The organism is Paenibacillus wenxiniae (genome assembly GCF_039822605.1).
GTDB classification, from domain to species: Bacteria; Bacillota; Bacilli; order Paenibacillales; family Paenibacillaceae; genus Saccharibacillus; species Saccharibacillus wenxiniae.
Genome location: NZ_JBCGUH010000002.1, coordinates 217,686 through 236,416, shown reverse-complemented (window position 1 = coordinate 236,416; position 18,731 = coordinate 217,686). Strand labels below are relative to the sequence as shown.

At 43.8% G+C, this 18,731-nt stretch carries 12 protein-coding genes; 3 read left to right on the top strand and 9 right to left on the bottom strand.

The window, feature by feature from the left end; genetic code table 11:
• Positions 1-41: 41 nt before the first annotated feature.
• Together AAHF22_RS04160 and AAHF22_RS04155 are read right to left on the bottom strand one after the other, a co-directional pair.
• Positions 42-908 (bottom strand): VOC family protein, encoded by an 867-nt coding sequence (locus AAHF22_RS04160; RefSeq protein ID WP_347323711.1) that lies wholly within the window; start codon positions 906-908, stop codon positions 42-44.
• A 686-nt stretch (positions 909-1,594) separates the two neighbouring features.
• Positions 1,595-2,527: a cellulose binding domain-containing protein gene (locus AAHF22_RS04155; protein ID WP_347323710.1), complete on the bottom strand. Its 933-nt coding sequence runs from the start codon at positions 2,525-2,527 to the stop codon at positions 1,595-1,597.
• A gap of 900 nt (positions 2,528-3,427) precedes the next feature.
• On the opposite strand from AAHF22_RS04155, the gene mprF reads away from it, so the two are divergent.
• On the top strand, positions 3,428-6,076 hold the full coding sequence (gene mprF, locus AAHF22_RS04150; protein ID WP_347323709.1) for a bifunctional lysylphosphatidylglycerol flippase/synthetase MprF: 2,649 nt from the start codon (positions 3,428-3,430) through the stop codon (positions 6,074-6,076).
• A 295-nt stretch (positions 6,077-6,371) separates the two neighbouring features.
• On the opposite strand, the gene AAHF22_RS04145 is transcribed toward mprF, so the two are convergent.
• Positions 6,372-6,908, bottom strand: coding sequence for a LytA/YqiH family protein (locus AAHF22_RS04145; protein ID WP_347323708.1), 537 nt, complete (start codon positions 6,906-6,908; stop codon positions 6,372-6,374).
• Between the two features lie 257 nt (positions 6,909-7,165).
• Positions 7,166-7,750: a hypothetical protein gene (locus AAHF22_RS04140; protein WP_347323707.1), complete on the bottom strand. Its 585-nt coding sequence runs from the start codon at positions 7,748-7,750 to the stop codon at positions 7,166-7,168.
• Positions 7,751-8,666: 916 nt separating this feature from the next.
• Between AAHF22_RS04140 and AAHF22_RS04135 the strand changes: the two genes are divergently transcribed.
• A complete protein-coding gene (locus tag AAHF22_RS04135) occupies positions 8,667-9,017 on the top strand; it encodes a DUF3243 domain-containing protein (protein WP_347323706.1) in 351 nt (116 codons plus the stop codon).
• 200 nt (positions 9,018-9,217) lie between these two features.
• On the opposite strand, the gene AAHF22_RS04130 is transcribed toward AAHF22_RS04135, so the two are convergent.
• The 3 genes from AAHF22_RS04130 to AAHF22_RS04120 all read right to left on the bottom strand — a co-directional run bounded on the left by AAHF22_RS04130 (position 9,218) and on the right by AAHF22_RS04120 (position 13,940).
• Entirely contained in the window at positions 9,218-9,808 is a 591-nt protein-coding gene (locus AAHF22_RS04130; protein ID WP_347324097.1) for an undecaprenyl-diphosphatase, read from the bottom strand.
• 740 nt (positions 9,809-10,548) lie between these two features.
• Positions 10,549-11,883 carry an amidohydrolase gene (locus tag AAHF22_RS04125; protein WP_347323705.1) on the bottom strand — a complete coding sequence of 445 codons (1,335 nt, stop codon included), beginning with the start codon at positions 11,881-11,883 and terminating at the stop codon, positions 10,549-10,551.
• Between the two features lie 1,004 nt (positions 11,884-12,887).
• The gene (locus AAHF22_RS04120) at positions 12,888-13,940 is read right to left on the bottom strand and encodes an NAD(P)/FAD-dependent oxidoreductase (protein ID WP_347323704.1); all 1,053 of its coding nucleotides are present in this window, start codon (positions 13,938-13,940) and stop codon (positions 12,888-12,890) included.
• A 231-nt stretch (positions 13,941-14,171) separates the two neighbouring features.
• Between AAHF22_RS04120 and cls the strand changes: the two genes are divergently transcribed.
• Positions 14,172-15,623, top strand: coding sequence for a cardiolipin synthase (gene cls / locus AAHF22_RS04115; protein WP_347323703.1), 1,452 nt, complete (start codon positions 14,172-14,174; stop codon positions 15,621-15,623).
• A gap of 481 nt (positions 15,624-16,104) precedes the next feature.
• Here cls and AAHF22_RS04110 read toward each other — a convergent pair whose 3' ends face one another.
• A complete protein-coding gene (locus tag AAHF22_RS04110; RefSeq protein WP_347323701.1) occupies positions 16,105-17,067 on the bottom strand; it encodes a D-2-hydroxyacid dehydrogenase family protein in 963 nt (320 codons plus the stop codon).
• Between the two features lie 318 nt (positions 17,068-17,385).
• Positions 17,386-18,687, bottom strand: a complete 1,302-nt coding sequence (locus AAHF22_RS04105) for an alpha-glucosidase/alpha-galactosidase (RefSeq protein WP_347323700.1) — start codon at positions 18,685-18,687, stop codon at positions 17,386-17,388.
• Positions 18,688-18,731 lie beyond the last annotated feature (44 nt).

Here is an 18,731-nt window from a genome sequence, read left to right as displayed (position 1 = left end):
TCTTTTCTAGTTGTATTATTGTAGATTCATACAGTTACACATTAAGCCTGTGGTACATAAAAGCGAATACGAATATTGGAGGGATCGGTGATCCACAACTCTTTGCCATCATACTCCAGCGGCAGCCCTGCCGCCTGAACACGATCAGCCACTTCCTGTATAGCTGCTTGATCGGGCATTTGCAGCGTATAATGATCAATACCTGTCGCATTCGCTGGTGCTTTAGGTGCGCCTGCACCTGCCCATATATTCAAACCTATATGATGATGATAACCACCAGCTGAGATGAACAATACGGAGCGGTCATCGGTTAATACAATTTCAAAACCGAGTGTATCCACATAGAACTTGCGCGCTTCATCCAGACTGGATACATGGAAATGAACATGACCGATTTTGGTGCCGGCAGGTAGTCCTTGCCAGGGCTGTCCTTCTGCTAGCGCCAATAAGCTCTCTACATCTACAGGCTCTGTACCCATAATATATTGTCCACGCTCGTCTTTTTGCCACGTCGATCGTGGGCGGTCGGCATAGATTTCAATACCATTGTTATCAGGATCATACAAATATAACGCTTCACTTACTAGATGATCGCCCTGTCCAATATTTTGACGCTGCTCCAGCAAATTGCGTAGAGCCAATCCGAGGCTAACACGATCCGGCAACAAAATGGCAAAGTGATACAGACCTGCTACCGATTGACGACGAGGAATCGTTGCGTTTTCAATCTCCTCAATGATCAGCAATACCGTATGACCGTCCGCTGTAAGCTCTGCTGTTGTTGCTGTTTGACTTAGCACCTGCAAGCCAATCATTTCCGTATAATAAGCAAGCGAGCGCTCCAACTGACTAACTTTAATGTGAACAAGACCGATTTCAAGTGCAGGGTGAATAACTGAAGTAGACATAGGAATATTTCCTTTCACTAATTAAATTTTAGTATTAGTTATTATTTATTAGTATAATAACATTTTGTAAGTAACTATTCAAGTGTTCATTTTGTATTTATATCGAGTCAACTATCTATATAAAATATATTAAAAGATGTGAGCTAAAGGAAATTGTAGAACATCCCCCATTATGATAAGGAATAAAAGAACACATTCCTAAGCTCAAACGTAATAACCGATGTTCACTTCGCAAAATCACTTTTTATTAAACCAAACGTTAAAAAAGCACCCGGATATGTATACAAACGATTTGGCGGAAGCAGACACCACTCTGACTTACACCTATACAAGTTTGCGCAACTGTCCCCGTACACTGACTATGCTACACATAAAATATGATGCATCCTGGCAGAGATGAGTTCATATCGTAATGGTGTGAATCTTCATTAGATGAAATAAATCAGACTTTCCATAATAAGCGGGCTTACGTATTAACGATAACAATAATAAAAGCCTCTTCATCTGCACCAGCAAATGAGAGGCTTTCATTATTAATACTCGTTATTGATATTACGATTCTCGTTATTGATATTATGATTAATGATGAAGTGGGTAAGCAGATCTATTCACGCGATCTGCTACCTGTAGTAAACCCAGTTCAATATTCGATCATGTGTATCCATGCACACTAGACGTACAAGACATTAGTTCACTCGATCGTTCTCTTTCACGCCTGGGTCATTCCCCCAAACCGGTCCACCTTGATAGTAAACAACGATTTTGGCATTTTCAGCCAGTGTGGAATTATCGCTGTAGGAATAATCGGAGCTTACGCTACCGGATGTTCTTTGAATGGTAAATGTCATATTCCCGCTTTCACCACCAGCTGGCACAACGCCTGCTTCGGCATTAAACAGCAGTTCTACATAGCTATCTGCGCCAGATTGTGGTTGCTGCATATTAACGATATGAGCTTCTACATTTCTCGAATTGAATGGAACGTTATTAAACGATACATTACGAGCCGTCAGTCCTGTACCACCTGTGAAGTAGTAACGCACACGAATGTCACTCAGATTCACATCTGCTGTACCTGTGTTCAAGATGTTGATCGTTGGATTGATTGTATTGGAACCACTGTTGCCGATACGGGATTGCAGTACGAGTGATTGCTCGACATTAGCCGATTGCTCTGTTGGAGCGGCGATCGCTGGCATGGACATTTGTGTTTTTTGACCATTTGCCAGTACCGCATTGACAACATAACCGTATACTTCACCGTTCGTTACCGAAGTGTCTGTAAACGTAGCATTTGTAATACCTGTGCTCAGCATCGCATACGTGTTGTTTTGTACGCTGTTATATGTGTTGTTCATAACCGTATAACGACGTACTTCATAACTAGAAGCACCCTGTACAGGTGCCCAGGTGACAACAACTTGATTGGAGCCAGCGCGTGCAGATACTTGATCTGGAGCAGCCGGTGCAGAAGCGTTATCCCATGTAATATCGTTCATCACTTGATTCGTTTCAACCGCTGCATGCGCACTCGGGGCTGCCAGCAGGCTACTTCCCGCTGTCAAAATAGAAATGGCAAGTACTGCTGAAGCTTTTTTAGACCAATGTACCATGTTCATCATCATCCTCCGTATAATTGTATGTTGGAATCCATGTACTGCATTCTGATGTACATCATGCTGTTAAGTATTCGGCTCAGAACTTCTATGTGTGTTGCTGCTTGTTGTCCCTCCTTTTCGTCTATCCATTACGGTATGAACGCGTTTAAATTGTGCAAAAACGTTCATTATTGAGCCATGTGATGGATTATTAAACAGTAATGTTACAAATAAAACACTTACCGAGCTTGAATTATAACATTTTTGTCATCATTTGCAGATAGCCTTGAAGTTGCAATCCGATACAAGTTAGCAATCCCTTTAGACCTACGATTCGTCTCATTTATAACATCACAGACCTATATATTAACACGTTAGATCGATGTTTGGCGAATCCTTATTAGTTGTTACATAAATGTAGCCAATAAAAACGTAGCGTCCCGTATGATAGAGCATGTATGATCAGGCTAGCTGTATGTATTCGTCTGTTATCCGTAGATTTAAATTGTACCGCAGGATAGTATACAATAGGTAAGAAGTTAAATCATCATGGGTATATCTTCTATATGATCCGGTTAGCTGTCTTCATAAAGCAACTATAATGGTCAGCAGTCAAAATCAATACGACTATTTTTATCGTTTTCATAATGAATAGATATAAGATGACCGATGTAGTAACTGATGTATAGATGTATGTACGATGTATTTTTACCGTAAATCGATCATGGAGCCGATAACTGGAACATTGTGCCGGATTATTCCGTACTATACTCAATCGTTAACAACATAACTATTTGCGTGTACCCTTAAATCGGAATTGATTTAATATTAATAAACCGCACACCAACCTATACTTAATGTAAGCTTGAAGCCATCAGCCTAATTGCCAATTATATCGACAAAGGTGGAGTTTATACACTCATGAAAGAATCGCTGCGCAAGCTGAAAATACTACAATTGCTTACTGCCCTGTTCAGGGCCAGAATTATTAAAATTCTTATTCCCGTTGTGATCCTAGTCATCATCTTTATTCAAGGACGCAAGGAAATCCAGCATATTAATCTGGCTAGAGTATTTTTTGAACTACGTCGTATGCCGGTGTCCGCAATCGTGGAAATCTCACTTGTTGCTTTTATTGCGGTAGCCGCGATGAGTGCGTATGACTATTTGCTGCGTCGCCAGTTCAAGCTGGATGTAGACTGGAAAGCTACATTTCGTTATGCCTGGATTGCGAATACGTTTAATAATATGATCGGTTTTGCCGGTTTGACCGGGGTTGGACTACGCGCCATTCTTTATAAAAAGAGCGGCGTTCCGATCAAAACGATGGGTTCTGCTGTACTATTCCTGTCACCGATCATTCTCGTTGGCTTATCTTTGCTTGGCTGGCTCGTTATTTTCGGCGTGTTTCCGGCTGAACGATTGTTTGATGCCCATCCGTGGCTACGCTGGGCAGTGTGGGGCATATCGTTATATTTCCCATTCTTTTTGCTGATGCAGCGCTCTTCATTGTTTGCAAAATGGTTTCATAAAGGTGAAGGTAAGCTGCCGTGGAATGTAGTTATTGCCTCGGTCATTGCTTCTTTTTTGGAATGGGCATGTGCGGCTGTGCTGTTCTGGCTGATCGTGTATCATGATTTGGATCATCTGCCATTTGCATCTGTGATCGGTGTGTATATCGTGGCGGCTATCGCCGGTATTATTAGTATGGCTCCAGGCGGAATCGGTGCATTTGACCTGACCGCGCTGCTCGGTTTGCAAACACTCGGCATTGATGCAACGCCTGCAATTACGGCGTTGCTGCTGTTCCGTATTTTTTATTTCTTAATTCCGTGGTTAATCGGATTGGTATTGTCTGCGTTTGAGATTAGTCCTAACCGTCGTCAAATGAAAGATATGATTACGAACGGCGTCGATTCATCACGTAATGCCTGGATTAAATTTTGGGGCTGGCCTTCACAATTTGGCTTGCTCGGTGATCTGGGCGCATGGGCGCTCGGTAAGCTCGTTCTGGCGAGCGGGATTATCTTGCTGCTGTCTGCTGCGACACCGGGTCTGATCAACCGTCTTCGTTTTATGGAAAATATACTGTCTCTACCCTTAATGCGCTTCTCAGAGCAACTATCGGTTGTGATCGGGATTATGCTCATTATCGTATCACGTGGTATTTCACTTCGTATCCGGCGTGCGTTTATTTGGACAGCCGGTCTGCTCGTTGCAGGTGCAGTGTTTACCTTTGCAAAAGGCTTCGACTATGAAGAAGCGATTATTTTGCTCGTCGTGGCTGTGATCCTCTGGGTGTCACGTGCTCGCTTTAATCGAGAAAGTGCGCTTCTATCATCACGTAGTGTGGGAATCTGGGTGGTGCTTGCGTTCATTTCGTCCCTATCGTATTATCTGGTCGGTGCGCAGATTCATCCGAAACTACTTCGTCATCTGCCAGCACGAGCGCAGGAATGGTTTCTCAATCCGCACGAATATGCGGTAACGGCGGTTATTGCTTTTATTAGTGCACTGGTTCTGCTGGCTGCTATTTTCGCATTACGGCCGAATCGTCATATTGAGCATTTGCCGGATGCAGCAGAGCTGGAGAAGTTGAGTGAATTTTTGAAACAGGAGCAGGGTAATCTGCTTTCGCATCTACTTTATTTGGGAGATAAATCCTTTTACTGGGCACAGGAAGATCGTGTACTGATCCCCTATTCGCGTGTACGCGATAAGCTCGTTGTGCTGGGCGATCCGATTGGTGATAAAGCGCTTGTCGGTGAAGCCATTCAGGAATTCCAGCGTTATGCTGATCACTATGCATTGACCGCTGTATTTTATCAAGTATCACCAGAGTATTTGTCGATCTATCATGAGAATGGCTATAACTTCTTTAAGCTGGGTGAAGAAGCGCTCGTACCGCTTGATAAATTCACACTGTCCGGTAAGAGCAATCAAGGGCTGAGAACGGCTAAAAACAAGTCAGAGCGCGAAGGACAGCAGTTTGAAGTGTTGCAGCCGCCTTTTTCTAATGAGCTATTGAATGAGCTACGTGTAATTTCGAATGAGTGGCTTGGCGATCGCAAGGAAAAAGCCTATTCACTCGGCTGGTTCAAAGAGCCTTATCTTCAACAGGCTCCTATTGCGCTACTGCGTGAAGCTGAAGGACGTATTCTCGCCTTTGCTACACTGGCGCCAGCCTATGATAACAACCAGATCATTTCGATTGATCTGATGCGCCATCTGAATGAAACGCCAAATGGTACGATGGATGTGCTGTTTGTTCGTCTGATCGAATGGGCAAAGGAAAATGGCTATGCCTTTTTCAACCTGGGCATGTCGCCGTTATCCAGTGTAGGTGAAAATGCAAATGCTCACCGTGAAGAAAAGCTGGCACGGCTAGTGTTCCAATATGGCGGACACTGGTATGGATTCGAAGGTCTGCGACGCTACAAGGAAAAGTTCTCCCCAGAATGGGAAGCTCGTTATCTCGCCTACCCTGCCGGTATGCCGCTGCCGATTCTTACGATCGATCTCGTCCGTCTCGTATCGCGCCGCCCAGCTAAAGTCGAAGCGTCAAGTTAATGGATAAAAGTACATGCTATATGCTAAGCTCGTCATAGCAATCAGCCCCTCCGACGCATTCGGAGGGGCTGATGTTGTATGGAGATAAGGTTTATCCCTTCTCTTCATTTTCGATCGTCAAAAAGCCCCGTACACCGTTATAGAACAATCGGTGTACGGGGCTTTACCATGATCATGCATCGTAGAGCAAACGTTATGATGCACTATAGAGCAACGACATACGTATCCAACCACTAACCTAGCAGCAACCTCAGTCACCTTTACGATCAATGTGGAATACGCCACTCTATGTGTATTACTTCGCTTTCATTTCGACGATTGTTCTAACCATCGTAGAAGCATCATCAGGAACTGGTTTCTCTGTATACTTAAACGTAATTTCAGAGCCTTCTTTCAGCTTACCTGCTGCATCTGCGATGCTGTCTGTCAGCTGATAGACAACCGGCTTGCCATCTACCATAATTTCAGCAGAATGCTCGTCCGCTAAACCGGAAAACGTACCGCTGGCCACATGAGTAGCTGCTGCGTCGTCTCCTGTAGATGTGTCGGTTGTACCTTTTGTTGTTCCTTCACTTGTTGTACCTGTGTTTGTCTCAGGAGATGCGGTGCTCTCTTCTCCAGTTCCAGCAGAACTGTTATCTGCGGGCGTTGTCTCGTTCGTATCCTGCGGCGTTGTCATCTCGGTGTCTGTACTGCCGTTCGTATCGGCAGGCGCTGCTGCGGGTTGCTGCTGTGCCTGATTACCACAGGCTGCAAGCAACAAAATTCCCATTAATAGCAGCAATGCAAGTGGACTCCGTCTGATCCATGATTGAATATTTCGTTGCATCATAAATGCACCTCCTCAATAGTGTAACGCATCATGCCTGCAAAAGTTGCTATTTATTTGGCAACCAGGCAAAAGAACATCCACTAGCATCATACCAGATTATATGCAGCGAATAAAATGTTGCACAGGGGCAAACACTCTGCATATATAAAAAGGGACCGTCCGTCCGGCATTGCTATATAGCCGGAACGACGATCCCTGAAATGGATATAGTCAGTACTTACGATGAAAGCCTATAATCCGGCATGATGCCTTATCGCTTATGGAATGAATTGCTGAACGATCTTCACAATTTCACCGTTTTTCACTGTAATATGATATGGGAAAACAGTAGGATCAAGCATATCTGGTTTTTGGAAAATCGCTCTTAGCTTCGACATACTTACTGGCTCATTCCAGTTGGTGTCGATATCTTCCCAACGACCAGTATGATCATAAATTTGCATCAGCACTTCTGCACTTGCTGGTGCGGTATAGTTGTAAGTACGGGTATCGTCATTAACGATGTAATAGTCGTCGGGCGCGCCCATATCAGCATTTTCAGGATTGTCTTTGGCAAACATTTTGTTAGCTGCTTCGCCAGTGTACCAGTTGATCGGATCGATTTTCAGCTTGTAGCTTCCATTATCTTCACGATCAATTTTATTAATAAATACAGTGAATGTTCCATCCGCAGGTGTTGTATCACTATACGTATCTTTAGCAACACTTGTCGTTACCGCAGCTGCCTGCACCGTTTGAGCTTTTGTGAATCCTCCTGGTGTAGCTGTACCCACACTGGCCGACGTCAAAAAGATCAAAGAAGCAGCACCTGCTCCTAGTATACCCATCATTGTTTTCATCATCGCTGCATCTCTCCTTCTCTCAATGGTCGATCAGTCTGGCACCTGCCAGGAAACTTCATTACCATTTTCGATATATTATAATTTGTTTGAAAAGCGAGTGAGCCACTTAAGCTTCACTTTTGGTTCAGGTGTTATGCCTTCATTGTTATTAACGTTTCTTAAGCGCTAAAAGTTGCACCGCTTGACAACTGACTTGTTTTTCCTATTGTAGCCTTTATTAACCACAACACTCCGCACAAGAACCATTCAAAATTTTCCAGTTACCCTTTACTCGTCACCTTTTTCCTAAATTGCTAGTCGTCCATCATCTCAATCATGTAACGATCTGTACGGCAGCAGCTCTCGCTGCAAATAACTGCTGATCAACTTGCTTGATATCCTCACTATACACCCTCATATACGACAATAAGTTGCAATAATGTTAATTCTGATTTACAAAATTAATACCAGGTTCTAAAACCACCCTCTATATGCCAATTCACGCTCAAATTTCGTATTGTGACAAGCCCAATTTATTTTTTAAAATGCTATTGATAGCGTTTTATTTAGCGTCGTGTTATTTATAGCGTTTTATAGAGTTCTATTTACCGTGCTATTTATTATGTTAGTGATTTCGTTAGCAACTTCATCACACAGCGTCCAATGGAAAGTGGTTTTTGTGCAGCAAACGATTTTACTGCTCTACACGATCTTACTTTTTCCATACGAAAATTCAATGTAAAAGAACTGATAAAGATGTCATAATGAGTTTTTGTAATTGAAGTCAGCAAGCATAAATCACCTTATAAAAGCAGCTAACAAATTATTGACACATGTGTAGCAAAACATTCTTTTATCATCCGATTAGACCGTGTCGTTAAGGTTAATATAGTAGTGGCAATGACCACACCCATCACGATAGAGGAGGACGAACAACATGACAGAACAACCGCATATCGTAAACAAGTCTGGAGAAGTGGCAACAGAAAAAGTCGAACCGGTAATGAATCGCATTAGTGACGAGCGTAAACAGCAAATTTTGGATGATTTTGAGAGTTTCCGTAGCTATCTGGGCAAAAGAATCCATATGGCTGAAACTATTGGCTTGAGCGAAGAAAGTATCGCGAAAGTCGCACAAAAAATCGCCGATTACCTCGCCAAACACGAAGAACCACAAAACAACGAGGAACAGCTGCTATATGAGCTGTGGAAAGTCGGTAATGATGAGGAACGTCATAAACTGGCACATATGCTCGTGAAGATGGTTAAGGAAAAAGAAGACAAGTAAATGAACCGTTTCGCCTGATGTATACGATTCCTCATCAGGCAGCAGCTTTATAAATATAATTTCACATTAGCAAAAACGCCCTCCTGCAATTAGGAAGGCGTTTTTGCTATTCATTACAATTAGAATTGATTAACAATACAATTACGGAGAAACATCCTTCTAGCCATCGAGCTGACATGAATACAGCGACACGAGCTTTACTACCGATTACGATAGCCTGCGCGCGGCCATACTTTCGTTTCGATACGTTCATACCAGTAGATGCCCAGCTCTAGCAAATTGCTTGCCAGTGAAATACGTGTGAACAAACGATGTACCAGCACCGACGTCAAAATACCGATCAATGCGCCTGCCAGCACATCCCCCGGGTAATGAACTCCTGTCCATACACGTCCTAACGCGATACCAGATGCTAGCAAAAGCCATACCCAGCCTGCACGACGACGGAATTGCCAGATCGTCATTGCAATTACAAACGCGCCTAGTGCGTGATTACTCGGAAACGAAGCATTAGCTTCATGCGATACAAGCTGAATAGCGTCCAATGTTACAAAAGGTCGATCCCTGTACACTAACTGCCCCAAAATCCAGCTTGCCGTAAAACCGATCAAAGCAGACAAAAGTGCCTCACTAATCATGCGCCGATCTGCGCGTGCTCTTGTAAACCAGTATACAACTGCTCCAATCATAAAAAACAACACTGCATATTTGGATAAAAACACCATAAACGGATTGAGAAAAGCGAGTCGCTGCGCGCCGCTGTTAATCCACAAAAATAGCAGTTCATCCATATGTTCCACAGAATGCCTCCTTCTGCCGATCTATTCATCGACTGATGTACTGGGTGTGCATATGTAATGCCCTGTAAAATTGTAAAGCAGTCCGGCACTTATATCAACTTTACGTAAACTTATTGTAAATTTAATGTAAATATTGGTATGGAAAGGATAGTTACCTTATATGTTTACACTCGTAAGGAGCATGTTTATACCGGTAACTTTACCTGCGCAAGTATGTGCTGGTAAAGTTGCCGATATACGCCCATACGCTGAAATCGAGCATAACAATTATGAAATCAAGAAAGGAATGATATATACTACAATTCTATAGCATCATAGCGTGGCAGTATAAAATCACTGCATTACAATAGCTTGTTTAGATCGTGCCACTGGATACCATGATGATCAGCGCTATAGTATAGCTTCTTTAGATCGTGCCACTGGATACCATGATGATCAGCGCTATGGTATAGCTTCTTTAGATCGTGCCACTGGATGACATGATGATCAGCGCTATGATATAGCTTCTTTAGATCGTGCCACTGGATACCATGATGATCAGCGCTATAGTATAGCTTCTTTAGATCGTGCCACTGGATACCATGATGATCAGCGCTATAGTATAGCTTCTTTAGATCATGTCACTGAATACCATAACTGTCAGCGCCAATTTACAGTATCATGGTCTAGCACTATTCTAACGCATTGTTATATAGCGTAATTTTTTTGATATTTCGCTCGTATAAAACTGTCTATATTCCTTCTACCAAACGCTTAGAACGCTTTCTCCCTTCTTTCATCACCTGTTGCTCATCCAGCGTAAGTAGCTCCCGATTATCCATCAGCACCTGTCCATTTACAATCATTGTGTGCACATCTCCTCCATGTACCGCATACGCAATAGCCGAGATCAGATGATGCAATGGTTGAATATGCGGTTTGTTCAGGTCGATCAAGATCAGATCTGCCTTTTTACCGACTTCCAGTGTGCCGACTTCATCGTCGATTTGCAATAGACGTGCGCTATCCAGCGTCGCCATTTGTAAAAAGCGATAAGCAGACTCTACCGCAGGATCACCATAATGAAGCTTTTGCATCAGTGAAGCAGCACGTATTCCAGCAAACATATCGAGCGTGCTGGCGCTACCTGCTCCATCGGTTCCCAGTCCGACCGTAATTCCCCGGCGCTGGAGTTCCAGTACAGGCGCAATACCACAGCCTAACTTCAAATTGCTCAGCGGATTATGAGCGCTCCCTCCCTGCATCCCTTGCAAATAGCTCATATCGTTCTCACTTATATGCACCCCATGTGCAAGCAACACATGCAAATGTTCAAATAAGCCCAGCTCATACAGATACTGTGTTGGCGTCTGACCATAACGTTCAGCAATCTGTGCCGTTTCTTCCCGTGTCTCCGCCAGATGGATATGCACCGGTAAACGATAGTACTTTGCCAGCTCCATGACTTCACGCAGCTGTTGAGGTGGACACGTATACGGTGCATGCGGGCCAAACATCGTTGTGATCCGACCCTCCGCTCCTCCTTGCCAGCGTTCTACCAGATCTACAGCTTCTTGCATCCGCTCCTGCCCACGTTCATCACCAAACACCAATCCTCTTGTCAGCGACGCACGCATGCCTGTTTCCGTTACAGCATGGGCAATTTCATTCATATGAATGTACATATCGGCAAATGTGGTTGTACCGGAGCGAATCATCTCTGCCATCGATAATTTGCTGCCCCAGTAAATATCTTCGGGCGTCATTTTTGCTTCCGCAGGAAACATTTTCTGTTCCAGCCAGTCCATCAGCTTCAGATCGTCCGAAAAGCATTTGAGCAAATTCATCGGGCTATGCTGATGGGCATTAATCATGCCGGGCATCACTGCCATATCTGTGGCATCGATAGTGCGATCGATCGTTCCCATACGCTCTAATTGCTGTTGCAGCTGCTGACGCTCATGGTGCGATTGACCGTATAAACCAACGATACGATCGTTTTCAATTAAAATATCACCTTTAACAACGTCCTGTTCTCCACACATCGTAATCATCATCGCTTGCTGAATCCATAGTGTTGTAGTCATCTGTCATAGCCTCCCCTATTCCGCAATTAGCTAGAGCCACCTGCGGTGATAGGGATAGCGTATACATTGACGTAACGTTAAGGTCAATAGAGAGAATAAATACTGCTATTGTTTCTTGGTAAGGGCAGACGATGCTTCGCAAAAATCACTTTTTATTGCACCTCGTGTTAGAAGACCGCTAATACTATAGCTGTAAGATATTTTACTGGCAAAAATCACTTTTTTATTGCACCTCGTGTTAGAAGACCGCTAACACTATAGCTGTAAGATATTTTGCTGGCAAAAATCACTTTTTTATTGCACCTCGTGTTAGAAGATCGCTAACACTATAGCTGTAAGATATTTTGCTGGCAAAAATCACTTTTCATTGCACCTCGTGTTAGAAGATCGCTAACACTATAGCTGTAAGATATTTTGCTGGCAAAAATCACTTTTTTATTGCACCTCGTGTTAGAAGACCGCTAACACTATAGCTGTAAGATATTTTGCTGGCAAAAATCACTTTTTTATTGCATCTCGTGTTAGAAGATCGCTAATACTATAGCTCATCCTTTCCCTTTATTTCCTTCTCGCAGTGAAGGGCGCTTACACCTATACGAGTTTGTATACACGCCCTAGCATAAATACAGGTCATCATAACTATTCATAATTAAAATATAATAAAAAGGCTCTGCACCATCATCGGTACAGAGCCTTTGAGCCATATTGTGTAACTAACGAATGTCAAGCTAAGCGTGACACGCTAAACTCATTCGATTACACGCCAAAATGTAGTACATCATGAACACGAAACAATGATATCAATTAAAATGATGATATAAACTAGCCTATACTTATAGGACAAAGCACATCGTTGTATGCCTATTCATTATAATAAGATACATGCGTAAGATAAACTCAGAGATCCACACTGAAATACCTTCTGACCGGCAACGTCACGACGCTACTTTTGTATAACTATTTTTTGTAACTGCTTTTGTGTGACTGCTTTTGTGTAACTGCATTTATTTTACCGTTACAGGTTGTTGTTCCAGTTGCTTGTTCTTTTCTTTAAACTTTTGATTGTGTGAAGAGACGTATGCCTGGCTATGTGCTTCAGGGTCAAGATAACGCTTGGCACTATTGACCGCTGTACCGCCATCGACCAGCGCTCCACTGATCAGACGCAGTTTGCCATCATATTGAATCAGATCACCGGCTGCAAATACGCCTGGAATATTCGTTTGACGTGCTTCATCTACAATCGGCATATTGTACTCACCCAACTCCAATCCCCATGCAAGCATCGGGCTGAGGTCGGTTGTCAGACCATGATTTACGATAAGTGCGTCCAACTCCAGTGTACGGGCTTCCCCTGTTTCCACATGTTTCACGGTTACACCTTCCACAAGCGCTCCGCTTCCATGCAAACTGGTTAGCTCGAAAGAAGTTAGTATTTCATGGCAGTTTTCCTTCATACGTAACACATTACGCTCATGACCGCCGAACTCTTCGCGACGATGCACAACCGTTACACTTGCTGCTAACGGCTGGAGCGCATTCGCCCAATCGACTGCCGAGTCGCCACCACCGGAAATAACGATATGTTTGTCGCGGAATACCGCCAGCTCCTGTACCGTATAGTGCAGATTGGTCACCTCATAGCGATCGGCTCCTTCGATCTCCAGCTTACGCATTTTCGGAATACCATGTCCCATTGCCAGAATGACCGTCCGCGTATGATGTTGCTCACCGGTATTGGATGTGAGCAACAGTGTTCCATCATCCAGACGATCCAGATTCATAATTTGCTGATTGAGCACAATGGTTGGTTCGAAGACCATCGCCTGCTCGGTCAGATTACGAATCAATCCTTCACCACTAATCGGTGGCACGCCGCCCACATCCCAAATAATTTTCTCAGGATACAGCAAAATTTTACCGCCAAGTGTCGGGTTATATTCGATGATCTTTGTTTTCATATCGCGCATCCCGCTGTAAAAAGCACTGTATAGTCCTGCTGGACCGCCACCAATAATCGTTACGTCGTATAGCTCTAGCTCATGCTTGCCCGCCATCCGCAAAGCCCCCTATATCGTTACCGCCTTAAAGACAGTTCATTGTATACTTTATCGTTATGTTTAAATGATAATGATTATCATTATAAATTATGATGAGATGGGATGCAATGCTTATGTGGATGATTTTGGGTATGAATAGGTATGTAGTGTGCAATTGCAGTATTTTTGATATGCTGGTAGTAGCGCGTATTGGCGCACAGACAACTATTATAAGGTGGGAAGCTGGGAATGTTGAACTTTTATTCGCATTTTTCCTGGATTTTGCTCGTAATCAATTTATTTCTAGCATTATTCATCGTTTTTCTGGAGCGACGTAATATTGGGGCAACCTGGGCATGGCTTATGGTATTGCTCTTTATCCCAATCGTTGGCTTTATCGTATACCTCTTCCTCGGACAAAATCTGAGCCGGGTTAAACGCTTCCGACTACGCAAGGACTTTCGCTCGATCATCGAATCCGTCGTTAACGATCAACGTACCGAATTCGAGAACAAACAATTTCGTTTTAATGATGCCTCGATCAGTCAGTACCACGAGCTGGTACATCTGCATCTGATCAGCAACTACGCCCTGTATACACAGGACAATGAAGTACAAATTTTTTCCGATGGTGTAAAAAAGTTCGAAGCTTTATTCCGCGATATTGCCGCAGCGAAGGAATATATTCACATGCAGTATTATATTATTCAGCGTGATGATCTTGGACGCCAGTTAATGGAAGCATTGACGGAAAAAGCGAAACAAGGCGTAACCGTTCGTCTCGTATATGACGCATGGGGCAGCTCCAAAATCAACAAGAAATTTCTCAAGGCGTTCCGTGATGCCGGAGGACATGCAGCAGCCTTTTTCCCACCTAGCATTCCGCTTATTAACTTTAAAGTTAATTACCGCAATCATCGTAAAGTTGTTATTATTGACGGCGAATGTGCCTATATCGGCGGCTTTAACGTAGGTGATGAATACCTCGGTCATGTGAAAAAATTTGGCTACTGGCGCGATACGCATCTGCGTGTGGAAGGCTCCGCTATTTTACAGTTGCAGACTCATTTTTTACGAGACTGGCATCTGGCGCTGAATACACCGATGGATCGGGATTACTCCTTGTTCGCTGTCTCGAAGCCATTTGAAGGTAATATCGGTATGCAGATTGTATCCAGTGGGCCGGATAGCAGTCTGGAAACGATTAAATACTCGTATATTAAAATGATCTATGAAGCGAAAAAAAGTGTGATGATCCAAACTCCCTATTTTATACCGGATGAAAGTATGATCACGGCGCTCAAATCAGCGATTTTATCCGGTGTGCAGGTGTATCTGATGATTCCAAAGCGTCCCGATCATCCGATGGTATACTGGGCATCGTATTCGTATTTGCAAGAACTGTTAGAGCTGGATGTGCATTGCTATCTGTATAACAAAGGCTTTCTACATGCCAAAACGATGGTGATCGACGGCAAAATCGCTTCGGTCGGAACCGCTAATATGGACATTCGCAGTTACAAGCTCAATTTCGAGATCAATGCGGTTGTGTATGATTCCAAAACAGCAACAGAACTACAGGAGTTGTTCTTAAAAGATATTGAGGATAGCGATGTGTTGACACTGCAAGGCTACAGAACACGTCCGTGGTATCGTAAGGTGATTGAATCGTTTGCGCGTTTATTATCTCCGATTTTGTAAGGGGTAGCGTTGTTGATACGTGAGATGAATAGAGGATAAGCTTGAAGATTGTAAAATGCCGCACGCTGATGAGGAGGTGCGGCATTTTGCTGTTTCCTATTATGAATTTTTCATATATTGAAATTATTATTTAAAAAGAAAAATATAAGAGAAAAGTGATGATTGGATGCACAATAAAATCTACAAAATCTGCATAAAATCTTCGTTTTCAAATCATTTAGTTGTGGTTGCAAATCACGTTATGATCGTTGATTTCGCCGATAGTCCACTCCAATTAAGGGTAAAGCTAACGATTGTAAATACGGTTAGCGTACTTACAATCGCGGGTATTGTTAGTTTTGTTATTTTGTTAGTTTTATTGTTTTTATTAGTTTTATCGGCTTCATCTTTTTTGTACGATCTACTCTGTAAGCTCCGCTTTGTATAATCAGCATGCTGCATACTTCATCACCTGATCGCTACTGTCATTTTCATGTGCCGCTTATGGTTTCAGTACCCGCACAGGCTCCCCTTTTAAAAACTGCACAATATCATCAACCGCATCCTCGTAAAAAGAGCGATAATTATCGTCTGCCACATAGCCGATATGCGGAGTCGCCAGCACATTCGGTAATGAGCGCAGCGGATGATCGGCTGGCAAAGGCTCCTGTTCAAACACATCCAGTCCGGCGCCGGCAATCCGATGATGCTGTAACGCCTCGATCATCGCGCTCTGATCGATCAAGCCTGCACGGGATGTATTGATCAGGTAAGCGCCCGGACGCATATGCGCAAGCTCCTGTGCACCGATCAGATGACGTGTTCGCTCGCTCAGCACCATATGAACCGAAACGATGTCGCTTTGCTCCATCAATTCGTTTAATGTACCGATTGCCTCCACTCCTACTTCCTCTGCACGTACCGCTGTTAAATGAGGACTCCAGGCGATGACGCGCATATCCATCGCCTGGGCAATACGTGTCATTCGTTTACCAATCTGGCCTAATCCGACCAGACCGAGTGTTTTGCCATATAGACCGGTGCCAATCGTCGTCTGCCACGGTCCATGATTACGGAAATTTTCATTTTCGGTCACTAGATGACGGGTGAGTCCAAGAATAAGCGCCCATGTCAGTTCGGTCGGTGCAGCTCCTCTCCCTCTTGCCCCACAGACGGTAATACCGAGTCGCTGGGCAGCTGCTATATCGACCGAAGCGTTACGCATGCCTGTCGTTACAAGCAGACGCAGCTTCGGCAATCGCTCTAACACTTCTGCTGGAAATGGCGTTCGCTCGCGCATAATGACCAGAATCTCACAGTCTTTCACTGCGTGTACAAGTTCATCTGCTGTAGCTATCTCGTGAGAGTAAATACGAATATGTACCTGTCCATCCAACAGAGACCAGTCTGCCATGCGTAAAGCCACCTGCTGATAGTCGTCCAAAATCGCACATTGCCGTGTCATGGAGATCCACCCTTTCGATGTAAAATGTCGTAAATGTGATATACGTGTGCTAAGCCGCCAATGCGTTGTTGGGTTGATTCATTGGGTTGATTTATCCTATTCATTATGTTCATTATACTCTTAAACGATTGGGAGGATGACAGATTATGCAACAGTAATCGGATTTTGATCGGCTGCAAAGAAATAATCCCTTTGATTCCTCTTTGGCTCGTTTATCATTTCACCAGTCGATACAATATGAACCGCTTGCTAACGAAATACGGTCCCTTTCAGATGTAGAAAGGAACCGTATTTCCACTATAATGAAATTGGTATGGATTACGAAGTAAATGGGGGCAACCAGTCGCCATGAGCTTCAATCAGGTCATCGCACATCGCTACAATATCGTCCATCGATAGTTCAGCAGCTGTATGTGGATCAAGCATAGCGGCGTGATAAATATGCTCTTTTTTACCAGTCATGGCCGCCTCAATCGTTAGCAATTGGGTATTGATATTCGTCCGGTTCAGCGCAGCGAGCTGTGGTGGCAGATCACCGATATACGTTGGGCTAATGCCTGAGCCATCAACCAGACAAGGAACTTCCACACAAGCCTCACGTGGCAGATTCGTAATCAGTCCTGTGTTCATCACATTACCGCCAATTTTGTAAGGACGGTCGGTTTCCATCGCTTCCATGATATGTGATGCATATTCACGACTGCGAGTATGCTGGATATTTTCGCTGGCAAATAGTTTCTCTCGCATGTCTTTCCAGTCTGCAATTTGATTAATACAACGACGTGGATATTCATCCAGCGGAATGTTAAATCGTTCGATCAGTTCTGGATAATTGCGCTTAATAAAATATGGATGGTATTCCGCATTATGCTCGGACGACTCGGTTACATAATAGCCAAATCGATGCATTAGCTCATAACGAACCATATCGTCATGCTGCGCTTTCTGCTTCTCACGTGCGAGACGTTTAATCTCTGGATACAAATCCTGCCCATCTCGCGTCACTTCCAGCAACCATGCCATATGGTTAATACCCGCGACTTTAGCGACTACGCCAGTCTGGTCGATGCCGAGCGCTTCAAACAGATGCGGTACACACACCTGCACACTATGACAGAGACCGACGGTTTTGATGCCACCGTGTACATTCATTACATTCGTCAGCACAGCCATCGGGTTCGTGTAATTGAGAAACCAGGCATCCGGACACACTTCCTGCATATCCCGTGCAAAATCGAGCATGACCGGAATCGTACGCAGATTACGGAAAATACCGCCGATTCCAAGTGTATCCGCAATCGTCTGGCGTAAACCGTACTTTTTCGGAATTTCAAAATCTGTAATAGTGCAAGGATCGTAACCACCAACCTGAATCGCATTGATCACGTATTTGGCGCCGCGTAATGCTTCTTTGCGGTCATGATACACCTTCACCGAACAGCGACTTCCTAGCGAACTTGCCATACTCGTTAGCAGACGTTCGGAATCACTCAGACGCTCTGCATCGATATCAAATAGCGCTAATTCGAAGTCCTGCAAGGCTTCCGTCATCATCACGTCACCTAATACATTTTTCACAAATACCGTACTGCCTGCACCGAGGAATGTGATTTTGTTCATGTTACTTTCAGCCTCCCTGAACATTGGTATAGGTTAACTATAGG